The 12,976-nt window shown below is 71.3% G+C and carries 15 protein-coding genes and 1 pseudogene; 7 read left to right on the top strand and 9 right to left on the bottom strand.

Going from position 1 to position 12,976, the window contains the following annotated elements:
• The first annotated feature begins 133 nt into the window (after positions 1–133).
• Positions 134–1,303, top strand: a complete 1,170-nt coding sequence (locus ACFFBG_RS05515) for an LLM class flavin-dependent oxidoreductase (protein ID WP_375476473.1) — start codon at positions 134–136, stop codon at positions 1,301–1,303.
• Positions 1,304–1,327: 24 nt separating this feature from the next.
• Here the strand turns inward: ACFFBG_RS05515 and ACFFBG_RS05520 are convergent, their stop codons facing one another.
• The 3 genes from ACFFBG_RS05520 to ACFFBG_RS05530 all read right to left on the bottom strand — a co-directional run bounded on the left by ACFFBG_RS05520 (position 1,328) and on the right by ACFFBG_RS05530 (position 3,001).
• Positions 1,328–2,002 carry a 4a-hydroxytetrahydrobiopterin dehydratase gene (locus tag ACFFBG_RS05520; protein WP_375476475.1) on the bottom strand — a complete coding sequence of 225 codons (675 nt, stop codon included), beginning with the start codon at positions 2,000–2,002 and terminating at the stop codon, positions 1,328–1,330.
• 349 nt (positions 2,003–2,351) lie between these two features.
• Positions 2,352–2,747 carry a PIN domain nuclease gene (locus ACFFBG_RS05525; RefSeq protein ID WP_375476477.1) on the bottom strand — a complete coding sequence of 132 codons (396 nt, stop codon included), beginning with the start codon at positions 2,745–2,747 and terminating at the stop codon, positions 2,352–2,354.
• On the bottom strand, positions 2,744–3,001 hold the full coding sequence (locus ACFFBG_RS05530) for a CopG family transcriptional regulator (protein WP_375476478.1): 258 nt from the start codon (positions 2,999–3,001) through the stop codon (positions 2,744–2,746). The genes ACFFBG_RS05525 and ACFFBG_RS05530 overlap by 4 nt, the downstream gene beginning before the upstream one ends.
• 129 nt (positions 3,002–3,130) lie before the next feature.
• Between ACFFBG_RS05530 and ACFFBG_RS05535 the strand changes: the two are divergent.
• Both ACFFBG_RS05535 and mftG read left to right on the top strand, forming a co-directional pair.
• Positions 3,131–3,562, top strand: a pseudogene (locus tag ACFFBG_RS05535) (DUF664 domain-containing protein); the annotation flags it as partial.
• Between the two features lie 159 nt (positions 3,563–3,721).
• Positions 3,722–5,242: a mycofactocin system GMC family oxidoreductase MftG gene (gene mftG, locus ACFFBG_RS05540; protein WP_375476480.1), complete on the top strand. Its 1,521-nt coding sequence runs from the start codon at positions 3,722–3,724 to the stop codon at positions 5,240–5,242.
• A gap of 115 nt (positions 5,243–5,357) precedes the next feature.
• Here mftG and ACFFBG_RS05545 read toward each other — a convergent pair whose 3' ends face one another.
• On the bottom strand, positions 5,358–5,564 hold the full coding sequence (locus ACFFBG_RS05545; protein WP_375476482.1) for a hypothetical protein: 207 nt from the start codon (positions 5,562–5,564) through the stop codon (positions 5,358–5,360).
• A gap of 236 nt (positions 5,565–5,800) precedes the next feature.
• On the opposite strand from ACFFBG_RS05545, the gene ACFFBG_RS05550 reads away from it, so the two are divergent.
• Positions 5,801–6,067, top strand: coding sequence for a type II toxin-antitoxin system Phd/YefM family antitoxin (locus ACFFBG_RS05550; protein WP_375476484.1), 267 nt, complete (start codon positions 5,801–5,803; stop codon positions 6,065–6,067).
• Complete coding sequence (locus ACFFBG_RS05555) at positions 6,064–6,462, top strand: type II toxin-antitoxin system VapC family toxin (protein ID WP_375476486.1); 399 nt, start codon at positions 6,064–6,066, stop codon at positions 6,460–6,462. Before ACFFBG_RS05550 ends, ACFFBG_RS05555 begins: the two co-directional genes overlap by 4 nt.
• Before the next feature lie 19 nt (positions 6,463–6,481).
• Here ACFFBG_RS05555 and ACFFBG_RS05560 read toward each other — a convergent pair whose 3' ends face one another.
• Positions 6,482–6,862, bottom strand: a complete 381-nt coding sequence (locus ACFFBG_RS05560; protein ID WP_375476488.1) for a PIN domain-containing protein — start codon at positions 6,860–6,862, stop codon at positions 6,482–6,484.
• Positions 6,859–7,110 carry a type II toxin-antitoxin system prevent-host-death family antitoxin gene (locus ACFFBG_RS05565; protein ID WP_375476490.1) on the bottom strand — a complete coding sequence of 84 codons (252 nt, stop codon included), beginning with the start codon at positions 7,108–7,110 and terminating at the stop codon, positions 6,859–6,861. The genes ACFFBG_RS05560 and ACFFBG_RS05565 overlap by 4 nt, the downstream gene beginning before the upstream one ends.
• Positions 7,111–7,242: 132 nt before the next feature.
• Between ACFFBG_RS05565 and ACFFBG_RS05570 the strand changes: the two genes are divergently transcribed.
• Together ACFFBG_RS05570 and ACFFBG_RS05575 are read left to right on the top strand one after the other, a co-directional pair.
• Entirely contained in the window at positions 7,243–8,271 is a 1,029-nt protein-coding gene (locus ACFFBG_RS05570; protein WP_375476492.1) for a hypothetical protein, read from the top strand.
• On the top strand, positions 8,261–9,583 hold the full coding sequence (locus tag ACFFBG_RS05575) for a phosphotransferase family protein (RefSeq protein ID WP_375476494.1): 1,323 nt from the start codon (positions 8,261–8,263) through the stop codon (positions 9,581–9,583). Before ACFFBG_RS05570 ends, ACFFBG_RS05575 begins: the two co-directional genes overlap by 11 nt.
• Before the next feature lie 97 nt (positions 9,584–9,680).
• Here ACFFBG_RS05575 and ACFFBG_RS05580 read toward each other — a convergent pair whose 3' ends face one another.
• From ACFFBG_RS05580 to ACFFBG_RS05590, 3 genes are read right to left on the bottom strand one after another with little or no spacing between them, the layout of a single operon-like run.
• Positions 9,681–10,439, bottom strand: coding sequence for an SDR family NAD(P)-dependent oxidoreductase (locus tag ACFFBG_RS05580; RefSeq protein ID WP_375476496.1), 759 nt, complete (start codon positions 10,437–10,439; stop codon positions 9,681–9,683).
• A gap of 3 nt (positions 10,440–10,442) precedes the next feature.
• The gene (locus ACFFBG_RS05585) at positions 10,443–11,621 is read right to left on the bottom strand and encodes a thiolase family protein (protein WP_375476498.1); all 1,179 of its coding nucleotides are present in this window, start codon (positions 11,619–11,621) and stop codon (positions 10,443–10,445) included.
• Positions 11,622–11,669: 48 nt separating this feature from the next.
• Positions 11,670–12,911 carry a CaiB/BaiF CoA transferase family protein gene (locus ACFFBG_RS05590; protein WP_375476500.1) on the bottom strand — a complete coding sequence of 414 codons (1,242 nt, stop codon included), beginning with the start codon at positions 12,909–12,911 and terminating at the stop codon, positions 11,670–11,672.
• Positions 12,912–12,976 lie beyond the last annotated feature (65 nt).

Genomic DNA, 12,976 nt, shown 5'->3' on the forward strand with positions numbered 1-12,976 from the left:
GAATGAAGTTCCGAACTATGTCGCTAGACAATACTGGGTAACGCAGACCCGATAGCGCAGACCCGATAGCGCAGACCCGGTAGCGCATGGCGCGGCGGCGCGAAGAGATTGACGGCGAAAGGATCGGTGGGGCGTGATCGCAGCGGGCCGGCCACGGTTCCACTGGTTCCTGCCGACCGGTGGTGACGGTCGAAGCCTGGCCTCGGGAGTGCACGGGTTGGGCATCGGCGGCGGCCCAGCCGGCGCAGGCGGCACGTCCGGGACAGGCAGCACGTCCGGGACAGGCAGCACCGCCGGGACAGCCGGGACAGGCGGCACCGCCGCGGCCCGACCCGCGTCGCTGGCCTACCTGACGCAGCTGGCTCAGGCCGCCGACTCGCTCGGCTACGACGCGGTGCTCACCCCGACCGGAGCGCATTGCGCAGACGCCTGGATCGTGACCGCAGCCCTGATCGCGGCGACGAAGCGGCTCAAGTTTCTAGTCGCCTTCCGGCCAGGGCTGGTCGCGCCGGCGCTCGCCGCGCACATGGCGGCGACCTTCCAGCAGCTGTCGGAGGGTCGATTGCTGCTCAACGTCGTCACCGGCAGCAGCGGCGCCGAACAGCGCGGCTACGGCGACCGCGCCGATCACGACGTCCGCTACGCCCGCGCCGAGGAGTTCCTGCAGGTCGTCCGGCAGTCCTGGACCGGCCAGCAATTCGATCACCACGGCACGTTCTACGACCTCGAGGGCGCGCAACTGCGCCAACCGCCCGCGCCGACGCCCGAGGTCTACCTGGGCGGCTCGTCCGACGCGGCGCTGCCGGTCGCCGCGCGGCAGGCCGACTGCTATCTGACGTGGGGTGAGCCGCCGGCGATGGTCGCGGACAAGATCGAACGGGTGAACGAGCTCGCCGCCGCCGAGGGTCGGCGCATGCGCTTCGGGCTGCGAGTGCACGTGCTCAGCCGCGACACCGAGGCGCGGGCATGGGCCGACGCCGAGCGGCTCATTGCCGGCCTCGACGACGCGGCCATCGCCGCCGGCCAGCGTCGCCTGCGCGCGCTGGAGTCGGTCGGCCAGCAGCGGATGAACACGCTGCACGGCGGATCTCGCGACGGGTTGGTCGTCGCCCCGAACCTGTGGGCGGGCATCGGGCTCGTGCGCGGTGGCGCCGGCACCGCGCTGGTCGGCAGCCATGACCAGGTCGCCGAGCGGATCGCCGACTACCAGGCCGTCGGCATCGAGGAATTCATCCTCTCCGGCTACCCGCACCTCGAAGAGGCGTACGCCTTCGCCGAGGGCGTGCGTCCCCTGCTGCGCTGAACGGGCCCGTCCGCCCGCCCTGGCTCACCGCCCGGCGGGTGTGCAGATGCAGGAGCGGTTGCCGTCGGCGTCCTCGACCACCCAGTACGACGGCGCCGTCGCGTCGCTGACCAGCCGTCCCCCGGCGTCGAGCACCGCCTGCAGCCGCCGCTCGGCATCGTCGTGCGGCACCCACACGTCGAAGTGCCAGCGCTGCTCGAACTGCTGCTCGGGAAGCGCCACATCCTCGTCGGTCTCCTGCGGGTTCTGCCACCAGACGGTCGGCACTTGCCCACTGGCGTCGACGGGTTCACCGCGGACGACTTCTGCGCCGAACAGGGCCGCGTAGAACGGCGCCAGATGTTCGCCCACGGCGGTGTCGAGTCCGAGTTCCAGCTGGGTCAGGCCCGCGACGTCGGCCTCGACCCCGAGTTCCGCGGCGTGGCCGCTGATCTGTTGTGCGAGTTCGACGTCCCGACTCGTGATGCCGTGCACGTCGTGGCTCGACAGCGTCACGATCACGTCGGTGTAGGTGAGCGTGACGTCGGGATGGTGGTTGGCGACCTCAGCGGCGGCGCCGATCTTGTTCACCAACGCCAACCCGGTGGCGAAGTCACCGGTGTGGAACCGGGCCTTGATCCGGCCGAGGATCTGTCGCCACTCGTCGATGCCGGCCTCGCGCACCTGCACCGCGGTCAGTGTCTGCTGCTGGTCGGTCATGACGCTCGATTCGGGACGGATACCGGCTGATGTGCGGCCATGGTAGAGCCGCTTCGGAACACATCGCCCCCGCCGTCGTTGAAGCAGGCCGACTGCTTGCCCAAGGGAGCTTCGCCTAGACCCTTACGACTCACCGAGCGACTGGCCGAGCGCGGGTTGGCCATCGCCGCATACGTCCTCTGCCTCCTCATCGGCATCGGCGGCGCCAACTCCTGACAGCGCTCGTGCTGCGCAAGGGCCGCGACCGCCGTGTCGCGCGGACCACCCGAACACTGCTGGTCGCCCTGCCGGTCGCGACGAGGGTCGATGTTGATCTCTGATTTCGACCACAAGGTGCGGGAAGGCCGACCTAGGAACGAATCAGCTGCAGGCTGGAATCGATGCGTGCGATGTCGTCGGGATCGCTGGTGACCACGGCGTGACGGCGCTCCCGGGCGCACATCGCGACGTGCACATCCACTATGTCGTCATGTCCGCTGGCCGCACACATCGATCCCACGGTGCGTGCCACGTTCAGCGTCATGATCGCGATGTCGACGTCGGATGACTTGACCAAGCGCGCGAGGCGGACTTGCCGCGGGCCGCGCCACGCCTGCGCGATGACGCCGATGGGAATGCAGATTGTCCCGCCGCGCCGCCGCACCTCGTCCAGCCGGGCGACCATCACGATCGCCTTGCTGGGCTGATCCAGTGCCAGCAGCGCGCCGGCGTCGAGCGTGAGTCCCGTGGTCGAAGCGGCGCTCACCCGAGCATCCGGGTACCTCGCCCTGGGTCGGTGCCAAGACCAGCCTCGTCCAATTCGGCCGAGACCCGTCGGCTCATCTCCGCAGGAACGGGGGTTTCAGCCCGCCAGGCTGCCAGAATTTCATCCAGGCTCTCTCGCTCCTCGTAGTCGGCGAGTGCCGTAGCCACATACGAGCTGACTTGTCCCTCGCCGCCCGCAGCCTGCTTGATCCTGTCGACCAGGTCGTCCGGAAGACTCACCGTGACGCGCTTCATACGATCATCATATCGCCGCGACGACGCTCAAGGATCGCGCGAACCTACTCGAACTCGTCGTCCTCGATCGCCCGACGGGGCCAGCGTTGATCCGCGGTGACCACATGCCCAAGACAGCAAAGACTTGCTCACCTCCTGGGCCTGGTCAAGCACATGGCAACCTGGGAAGCCAGGTACCTCGGCGAGATCTTCAACCGGCCGTTCCCCGAGCCTCCCACGGTGGCAAGACTCCGACGGCAGCGATCTGTGGGTGATCGAAGACGAGAGCCGCGAGCAGATCGTCAGCTTCTACCGTCGCGCCTGGGAGCATGCAGACGCCACGATCCCACCCGGCACGCCGGACATGCGGACATCCTGCGCGAACAGCTCGGCGGACACACCGGTGTCGTGGCCGGGCAGCACGAGCAGATCGACATCGCTGCCCGCGAGCTTCACGTCGCGAAGATCGAGGCGGCAGCACGAGCGGCGGCTCCGACCGGCGCTGACGTCAATTCTCGTGGCCCGCGGGCCGACGCACGCTGGTTGGCGGGCCGACGCACACTGATCGCGGCGCGACGCTGACCTACGCTCGCCCTGAGACGCCGACTGACATCGGCACCAAGTGCCGGCTGGAAAAGGGAGCGGGGCGCCACGACTGCGAACGCCGCCCCTGACTCGGCCGCCGGGTCGCGGGCCTCCGGGTCGCGGGCCGGGCTCGCGGCCGCGACCGACGGCTTCGACGTGATCGTCGTCGGCGCGGGCACGGCAGGCTGCGCGCTCGCCGCGCGGCTGAGCGAGGATGCGGACCGCCGGGTGCTGCTCGTCGAGGCGGGACCGGCGCCTGCTTCGTCCGCCGGGTTCGCGCCGGAGCTGCTCGACGCCAGCGGAGTGCGCGCCGCGGCGTCGAACAGCGGGTACACCTGGTCGTATCCGGCGCACCTGACAGACCGCCATCCGCACGTCATCACCAGAGGCCGGGTCCTCGGCGGGTCGTCGACGGTCAACGGCGGCTACTTCGTGCGCGCGACCCGCGCCGACTTCGCCGCCTGGTCCGCCGACGGCCGCGACGCGTGGAGCCACGACAGCGTGCTCCCGCTGCTGTGCGCGCTCGAGCACGACCTCGACTACGGCCGGACCGCGCTGCACGGCGACGCCGGCCCGATTCCGGTGCGCCGACCCACGCTCGACAGCCCGTCGGCGGCGGCCTTCGCGGCCGCCGCCGACGAGCTGGGCATCCCGACCGAGCCGGACAAGAACGGCGACGCCGCACGGCCCGGCTTCGGCCCGGTGCCGGTCAACGCGCTCGACGGGGTGCGCTGGAACACCGGGCTGGCCTACCTGCTTCCCGCGCTCGCCCGGCCCAACCTCGACGTGCTCGCGGACAGCGCAGCCCGACGAGTCGTCGTCGAGCGCGGCCGAGCCGTCGGCGTCGAGGTCGCGACCGGCGGCCGGGTCACCGTGTGGCGGGGCGCCGAGATTGTGCTCTGCGCCGGCGCGATCGGCTCGGCCCACCTGCTGCTGCTGTCCGGCGTCGGGCCCGCCGCGGACCTCACGCGCGTCGACGTGCCGGTCGTCCTCGACGCGCCGGGCGTCGGCGCCCGCTTCGACGACCACCCGCAGGTCGTCCTCGAGTGGTTGCCCAAAGCGCCGCAGGCGCCGCCACCCGGCCAGTGGCTGGCGGGCGCGGTCAACCTCGACGAGCTGCCCGGCGGCAGCCTCGAGATACTGCAGTCGAGCGCGCCGATGAGCACCGTCGTCACCGGCGTCGCCGCCCCGCCGCTCGCGCCGCTGCCGCTGCTCGTGTCCGTCCAGCAGCGGGCGCCGCGCGGCGTCGTCCGGCTCGTCTCGGCCGACGCGAGCACGCCGCCGGCAGTCGAGCATCACTACCTCGGCGACGGGCCTGCGCGCCAGGCTCTGCGCGCGGTGGTGCGCCTGGCCGCCGACCTGCTGCAGACCCGCGCCTGGTCGGCGGTCTCGGCCGGCGTGGTGAACCTCGACCGCGAGGTCGTTCGCGACGACGCCGCGCTCGACGCATGGATTCACGCGCGTCTGGGGACCTCAGCGCACACCTGCGGAACCGCGCCATTCGGCTACGCCGCGGACCCCGGCGCGGTGGTCGACCAACACGGGCGAGTGCACGGCGTCGACGCCCTGCGGGTCGCGGACACCTCGATCCTGCCCACCGCGCCGACCCGCGGCCCCGCGGCCACCGCGGTGCTCATCGGGGAACTGATCGCGGCCGCCATGCGGCGCGGGACCTGAGCGGCGAGAGCGGAATCAGCCGGCAACCGCCGGTCACTACGGTGCCAACCCGCCGCCGCTGCCGATCGGCGACCGGCGACCGGCGACGCCCGCGCCGACGGTCACCCTGATGCCGCTACCTGAACCGTTCCGCGGTGAGGTGTGGGACGTCGACTTCGGCGAGTTCGGGATGCATTTCGGCGGTCGTGACGAGCATCAACCCGCTCAACGCTCGGCTCGGCCACGTCGCGCTGATACCAGTGACGGGAACCCCGAGCAGCTCCGGGTTGGCGGGATCGCCAATGAGCGCGTCAACAACTGCCGATGACTCAATGACGATCACGAGGCTTCGCGCGTCGTGCGGATCTCGGCCACCGTCCCGGCGAGGGTCGGACCGCCGGCGCGGTTGCGCCGCAAGAGCCGCTCGACGATCTCTGCGTTCTGCTATGACACCTTGAGCCGGCGGGCGGGCCCCGCCACAGGCAATTGATCATGGCGATCGCAGTGCTGACAGCATGTCGACGTGTGTCCGCGACGTACGCCGGCGGTAAGTAGCATTCAAGGTGCTACTCTTGGTTTGTGGAACGAATCGGCGTTCGAGAGCTGCGGCAGCACGCCAGCCGATACCTGGATCGCGTCAGGGCGGGCGAGACAGTTGAGGTCACAGATCGCGGCCGACTGGTCGCGTTACTGGTCCCACCCGATCCAGCCCAAAGTGCGCGCGACCAGCTCATCGCGCAGGGGCGGCTCAAACCAGCGGCTGGTCCAATGGCCTTGCCGACCCGGACCCGCCCACGAGAGAACACGAGCGCCGTTCTCGATGAACTGCGCTCCGAAGACTCGTGAACTACTTCGATTCTTCCGCACTGCTCAAGCTTCTGTTCGAAGAACACGAGAGCGGGCAGCTCGCGCACTGGGTGGCCGAGCGGTCGACAATTCCCTCGGTCAGCAGCGAGCTGGTGAAGATCGAAGTGGTCCGGGCAGCGCGGCGCCTTGACCCGCAGGTCCTGCCAGCAGCTCGACGGCTGGTCGCCCAACTCGACCTGATCCCCATGGCGTCGGACCTGATCGAGTCGGCCGCGGACGTCGGCAGCGATCTTCTGCGCAGCTTGGACGCCATTCACCTCGCAAGTGCCCTGTCACTGGGATCGGCTCTCACGGCGTTCGTCGCCTACGACACACGACTTACCGCCGCCGCGCAGCACGCCAACCTACCCATCGCCCAGCCGGGAACAGGCTGACCCAGGGCGAAATTGAGCGTTACACCTGGACGATGTCGACGAGGTGTTCGATGCCGACGAAATCGGCGGCGTTGCGCGTATAGAGACGTGCAGCGTGGGCGTGGGCGGTCGCCGCGATCAGTAGATCCATGACGCGCGAGCGCGGTTGACGACCAGCTGTGACAACGGCGGCTGCCAGCTGTCCGTAGCTGGTCGCGACGGCGTCGTCGACCGGCAGCGCCATGAATCGCCGTTGGAACTCCGACAGCCGCCGCAGCCGCTCGGCGCGCACTGTGGCGTCGGTGGTGACGAGGACACCGAAGTGCAGCTCGGCCAGCGCGGCCGCGCTGATCGCGAGCTCACCCTCGAGGGGTGGGACGTCGTTTGCGATCAGCACGCTGGTATCGAGGATTGCCCTCACGGCCGCGGTGCCCACGGGTCGGCGACAGACCCGTCGATGAGGTCCCGGTCGTGGTCCCAGGTGGGATCAGGACGCCCGGTGAATGCGCTGGCGATGTCGCTCCAACTCTGCCAGCGCTTCTGAAACGCCGGGACCAGGCGCGCGGCCAACCGGCCGGACACGGTGATCTCGATTTCCTCGCCGCCCTCAACGCGTCGCACCAGCTCAGATGCGCACTGGCGCAGTTCGCGCAACCCCACGGTGCTCACCTTGCCAAGATAGCACCTGTGCTACTTCGCGTCTGGCGCTCGCAAAACGCGGTAGTCCCAGGCGTCAAGCTATTCTTCGCCTTGACTAACCTAACGACGTTTGATTAGGTGGCAGAGACTCCGGAGGAAACTGTGACGACACGCGACGTGCAAACCTTTCCCGCCTCAGACGAGGTGCCGCACGAGCCCGACGACCATCCGCTGTGGCAGGAGAGCGTGTTCCTCACCTGGGCCGATGTCGACCAGGGCGTGTACGGCTTCCACCGCATCGGCCAAGAGGTGCACGCCGACGACGGGCAGGGCGGCCAGGGCATGGTGACGTCCTGGAACGGCATCACGACTCGCGAGGGCCTGCGCTTCCGCCGCTACCTGTTCGATCCGATCCGCGTCGAGGACCGGCGCCCGAGCGGCTTCTCCGCCGGCCCGGACATCGCCTTCGAGCACGACGGCGAGCACACCACCTGGACGATCGAGGACCCCGACTGCTCGATGAGCCTGCGGGCTGCCGATTACACGCCGCGCTTCGACCTGTTCCGCGCCGGCGGCTCGGTGGCCGAGAACTTCGCCGCCGGCCACCTCGAGGTCGGCTCGGCGATCACCGGATCCGTGCGCATCGGCGACCGGCACATCGACGTGGACGGCCTGGCCTATCGCGACCACAGCTGGGGCAAACGCGACCGAAGCACGATGCTGAGCCACCGCTGGGTCGCCGGCACCGTGGGCCCCGAGCTCACCTTCAACGCGACCGCGTGGCACGGCACCGACGGATCGCTGCGCACGTACGGCATCGTCTGCCGCGAGGGCGAGATCTCCTACGCCACCGACGTCGACATCGTCGTGTACATGGAGATCGACGCGGTCAGCCACCGCGGCGGAGTCCTGCGGATGACGCTCGACGACGGCGACACCATCGAGATCGCCGCCCGGCACATCGACGGCTTCCTCACCAAGCACCACAACACCGGGTGCGTGGACGCGCTGTGCGACGTCGAGTGGCAGGGCCGTCGCGGGTTCTGCGACCTCGAGGTGTCGACCAACCCGCGCGCCGGCACCGCGCCGATCATGGGGCTCGTCCGGGCGACCGACCAGAACGGCCTGTCCCAGCGGCCGTGGGTGTACGACAAGGGCGATTCCGCGACGGGCGTGCCGCATGTCCGCTGACCCCGGGCCGCCGGCCGACGAGGTCTTCCACCAGACCCGATATCTCGACGTGGCGTTGCGCGCGTTGGACGAGATCTTCGCGTCCGCGGCGCCGGACGAGCGGCAGGCCCAGCGCTACCAGTCGGTGCGCCGCACCCTTGTCCGCTTCGCCGTCGACCGCGGCCCCGAGCCGGGTCGCGACGAGCTCGGCGTGACCTGGCCGCATCCGCCAGCGGCGCAGCTGTCGGACCCGGAGCTGGCGGCGGCCGCAGCCGACGAGGCGGCGCTGCTGGACGCGGCGATCGGTCGCGCCGACGCTCGGCTAGCCGCGCCCGTCGGCTCGAGCGGCGCGGCGACCAACGCCGCGCTCGACGCCCCGACGATCGAGAAGGCCTTGCGCCGGGCTGGTTTCCCTGACGCGCAAGTGCGCGCCGCGCAGCTCGTCTTCGGCGGCAGGTCGAAGGAGACCGTGCTGCTCGAGGCCGACGCGACCGGGCTGCCGCGCGAGCTGGTGCTGCGCCGGGATCTCGCGATGAGCTCGCTCGGCACGACGGTGACCGACGAGTACCCGCTGCTGCAGCTGCTGCATCACGCGGGCGTGCGGGTGCCGGAGCCCTACCTGCTGGTCGACGACCCGGAGCTGCTCGGCGCGCCGTTCCTGCTGCTCGAGCGCCGCACGGGCACAGCCGGCGGCGGCATCCTCGGCACGACGTCCACTCCGGCGCGGCTGCGCGCCACGGCCCGGGCGCTGGCGTCGGTGCACGGCGTGCCGGCAGAGGACGCCCGCGCCGCGATGGGCGGCGGCGCCGGCTCGAATGGCGACGGGCTGCGCCGCGAACTCGACGGCCTCTACGGCGAATGGCGCCGGCTCAACCGCGGCGACTCGCTGACCGTCGAGGCCGCGTTCCGCTGGCTGCGCGCGCACGTGCCCGACGACGCCGGCCGCCAGGTGCTGGTGCACGCCGACTTCAGCTTCCACAACCTGCTCTTCGACGGCGCCGAGCTCACCGCGATCCTCGACTGGGAGCTCGCGCACGTCGGCGACCCGGCCGAGGACTTCTGCTACCTGCGCTCGACCGCCGAGGCGACCGTCGGCTGGCCGGCCTTTCTGGCCGACTACCGCGACGCGGGCGGCGGCGACGTCCCGCTGCCGAGCGTCCGGTTCTTCGAGTTGCGCGCGACCGTCCGGCTGATCGTGCAGCTGCTGCGCAGCCGAGACCATTTCGAGCACGGCCGCATCGACGATCCGATCAAGGCCGACGGCTCGATGTACTGGCTGCCCCGGGTCGCGCAGCGGCTGGCACGCGAGGTCGCCGAGGCGCTCGCCGGCTGAGCGCAGTCGGCCCGCCGGCTGAGCGCAGTCGGCCGGCTGACCGGCAGCCGACCCGCCGGCGCGTCACCGAGCTGACCCGTTTGGCCGCCGCTTGCTGTCAGCGCGGCGCCATCCTGATGGCGCCGTCGATGCGGATGACCTCGCCGTTGAGCATGCCGTTGGCGACGATGTGCGCGACCAGCGCGGCGAACTCGGCCGGATCCCCCAGCCGTTTCGGGTGCGGGATCTGTCGGGCCAGCGAGTCCTGCGCCGCCTGCGGCAACGACGCGAGCAGCGGCGTGCCGAAGGCGCCGGGCGCGATCGTCACCACTCGGATCAGGTGGTCGGCGAGCTCGCGGGCGACCGGGAGCGTCATCCCGGCAATGCCCGCCTTGGACGCGCTGTAGGCCGCCTGGCCGACCTGGCCGTCGTATGCGGCGACCGAGGCCGTGTTGACGATCACGCCGCGGTCGCCGTCGACCGGCTCGTTAGCGCGCATCGCCTCGGCTGCCAGCCGAAGCACGTTGAAGGTGCCGACGAGGTTGACGGCGACGACGGCGCCGAACTGGTCCAGCGGGTGGACGCCCTGCTTGCCGAGCACCTTGCGCGGTGTGCCGACCCCGGCGCAATTCACCGCCACCCGCAGGGGCGCGAGCGAGGCGGCCGCCTCGACGGCGCGCTGGACATCCGCCTCGGCGGTCACGTCGCCGCCGCTGAAGGCCAGCTCGGCCGGCAGCGGCGAACGCGGCCCGCCCGCCGGCCCGGGCAGATCCAGCACAACGACCCGGGCGCCCTGCGCGGCCAGCCGGACGGCGGTTGCGAGTCCGAGGCCGGACGCGCCGCCCGCGACGACCGCGGCGGAGCCGCTGACGTCCATGCGCTAGAGCCGCTCGATGATCGTCGCGTTGGCCATGCCGCCGCCCTCGCACATGGTCTGCAGTCCGTAGCGGCCGCCGGTCGCCTCGAGCACTCCCAGCAGCGTGGTGAGCAATCGCGCGCCGGAAGCGCCCAGCGCGTGGCCGAGCGCGATGGCGCCCCCGCGCGGGTTCAGCCGCGCCGGATCGGCGGCGAGGTCGTTGAGCCAGGCGAGAGGCACCGGCGCGAACGCCTCGTTGACCTCGTAGGCGGCGATGTCGTCGATGGACAGCCCGGTGCGCTCGAGCGCCTTGCGGGTAGCCGGGATGATGCCGGTCAGCATGAGCACCGGGTCGTCGCCGGTGACGGCGAAGGAGTGGAAGCGGGCCCTGGGCGCGAGCCCGAACCGGGTCAGCGCCCGCTCGCTCATGATCAGCACCGCGGACGCGCCGTCGGTCAGCGGCGAGGAGTTCCCGGCGGTGATCGACCACTCGATCTCGGCGAACCGGTCGCCGGCCGGATCGCCGACGAAGGCGGGCGCGAGCCGGCCCAGGCCGTCCACCGTCGTCGTGGGCCGAATGGTCTCATCCGCGCGGTGCTCAGTGTCGCCGACCGGCACGGGCACGATCTCCGCGTCGAAGTCGCCGGCCGCCGCGGCGGCTGCGGCGCGCGCGTGCGACTGCGCGGCGAACGTGTCGAGCGCCTCGCGGTCCAGCTTCCAGCGTGCCGAGATGATCTCCGCCGAGATGCCCTGGGTGACGAGGCCGTCCGGATAGCGCGCGGCGAGCTTGGCGCCGTAGACGTCCTTGCCCTGCATCGCCGAGAACATCGGCGCGCGGCTCATCGACTCGACGCCGCAGGCGATCACGACGTCGTAGTAGCCGGCCAGCACGCCCTGCGCGGCGAACGCGGCCGCCTGCTGACTCGACCCGCACTGCCGGTCGACGGTGGTCGCCGGCACCGTCTCGGGGAACCCCGCGGCGAACACGGCGTTGCGGGCGATGTTGACCGACTGCTCGCCGGCCTGGGTGACGCAGCCGGCGATCACGTCGTCGATCGCGGCCGGGTCGATTCCGGTCCGCTGCACGAGGCTCTCGAGCACGGTCGCGAGCAGGTCGACCGGGTGCACGCCGCTGAGCGCGCCGCCGGGTTTGCCGCGGCCCGAGCCGGTGCGGACGGCGTCGACGATGAAGGCGTCAGGCATGTGCTGCTCCTCGAGGGGTGAGCCGGACGCGACGCGCCGGCGATCGGGTCAGGCGGCGCCTCGCGCGGCGGCGACGCTGTCGCCGGCGCCGGCGCCGGCACTGTCCGCAGTGTCGTCGGCGGCCCGCTCGCCGAGCAGTTCGGCATTGTGCTCGCCGAGCAGCGGCGCGCCGCGGCGCAGCGCGCCCGGGCTGTCGCTGAGCTTGGGCACGATGCCGGGCATCGGCAGCGTCTCGCCGTCGAGGGCCGGCTCAGGGACGTCGACGACCATCTCGCGGGCGGCGTAATGGGGGTCGTCGACGATGTCGCGGGCGGTGTAGATGCGCCCGGCCGGCACGCCGGCGTCGGCAAGTCGCGCCAGCAGCACGTCCGCGGAGAAGGCGGCGGTCCACTCGGCGATCTCGGCGTCCAGCCTCGCCTGGTGGCGGCCGCGGCCGAGATGCGTCGCGTAATCGGCGCCGGGGGCGATCCACTCGGGCCGGCCCGCGGCGCCGGCGAGCCGACCGAAGACCGAGTCCTGGTTGGCGCCGATGACGACCCAGTCGCCGTCCGCGGTCGGATACACGTTGGACGGCGCGACACCCGGCAACGTCGAGCCGGTCGGCTGCCGGACGGTGCCCAGCTTCACGTACTCGGCGACCGTCGACTCCATGTACATCCACATCGCCTCGTAGAGCGCCACATCGACGACCTGGCCGCGCCCCGTGCCACCGGGCCGGTCTCGTCGATACAGCGCGAGCAGCGCTCCGACGAACCCCTGCGTCCCGGCGAGCGCGTCGCCCAGCGACACCCCGACCCGCACCGGGGGGCGCCCTGGTTCGCCGGACAGCTGGCGAAACCCGCTCATCGCCTCGGCCACCGAGCCGAAGCCGGCGCGGTCGCGGTAGGGGCCGTCCTGGCCGAAGCCGGTGATCCGCACGAGAATCAGGCCGGGGTTGACCGCCGACAGCCGGGCCCAGCCGAGGTTCCACCGCTCGAGGGTGCCCGGCCGGAAGTTCTCGACGACGACGTCGGCGGTGCGGGCCAACTCGAGCGCGGCCCGCTGGCCCGCGGCGGTCCGCAGGTCGAGGGTGACCGACTTCTTGCCGCGCCCGATGATCGACCAGTAGAGGCCGACGCCTTTGTACAGCCCGCCCCACTCGCGCATCGGGTCGCCGGCCGGCGGCTCGACCTTGATCACCTCGGCGCCATGGTCGGCGAACAGGTGCCCGCAGAACGGGCCGCCGATGATGTGCCCTAGCTCGAGGACGCGCAGACCCGCCAGGCTGGCGGTCGGCGTGGATGTGGACACATCCGCGAACTTTAGCGAACAGTGTTTGGTTAGTCGACCGCCACGCGCTGTGTCGTGTCACGCAC

The organism is uncultured Jatrophihabitans sp. (genome assembly GCF_964251945.1).
GTDB lineage: Bacteria > Actinomycetota > Actinomycetes > Mycobacteriales > Jatrophihabitantaceae > Jatrophihabitans.